Source organism: Streptomyces recifensis, from assembly GCF_002154615.1.
Lineage (GTDB): Bacteria > Actinomycetota > Actinomycetes > Streptomycetales > Streptomycetaceae > Streptomyces > Streptomyces griseoluteus.
Map to the genome: position 1 here is coordinate 1 of NZ_MUNH01000743.1, position 660 is coordinate 660.

Here is a 660-nt window from a genome sequence, read left to right on the forward strand (position 1 = left end):
GAGGTCACCTCGTCGAGGAGCTCGAGAATGTGCCGGTAGCTCTGCCCGGTCGCTCTCGACATACCCATCTCGCACGTACGGTTGCTGGAGGCGTAGGCGTCGTAGGAGTGCGCGGTGATCTCGGTGGCCTGAGCGGCGGTCGCCGACGCCGTCACTTCGGGGTGGAGCATGCCCCGGTCGCCCGCGAAGGCGCAGCAACCCCAGGAGTCGGGCACACTCACCCGCTCGCTCACCGCGTCGGCGATTTCCCGCAGAGCCTCCTCCACTCCCAGGTGCACGGTGGAGCAGGTGGGATGCAGTGCCAGACTGCCCAGACGGCGCGGCTCGGGCAGCGCCGGCAGCAGGTGCTCGGCGGCGAAGGCGACGCTGTCGACGAAGCGCAGCGACGTGTACCGCCTGCGCTCGGCCTCCGGCAACGCCTCCGGCAACTGCTCCAGGCCGTGGGTGCACGACGACGCGTCGCAAACCACGGGCAGGCGGCCCTGGTCAGTCGCCTTCCACAAGGCTTCCAGGGTGCGCGAGGCCATGGTGCGATGCCCGGTCGTGTACCCCTTGGACTGCCACGGGGTGCCGCAGCACAGGCCCCCCAGATCCTCGGGTACCACGACCGGGACTCCAGCGCGGTCGCACAGTCGGAGAAAGGCCGTCGCGGCGCCCGCC

At 70.6% G+C, this 660-nt stretch carries 1 protein-coding gene; it reads right to left on the reverse strand.

Features of this window, described 5'->3' with window-relative positions:
* Positions 1 to 527, reverse strand: a 527-nt coding sequence (locus CCN33_RS29115) for a (Fe-S)-binding protein (protein ID WP_244173974.1), incomplete at its 3' end; no start/stop codon positions are given.
* Between the last annotated feature and the right edge of the window lie 133 nt (positions 528 to 660).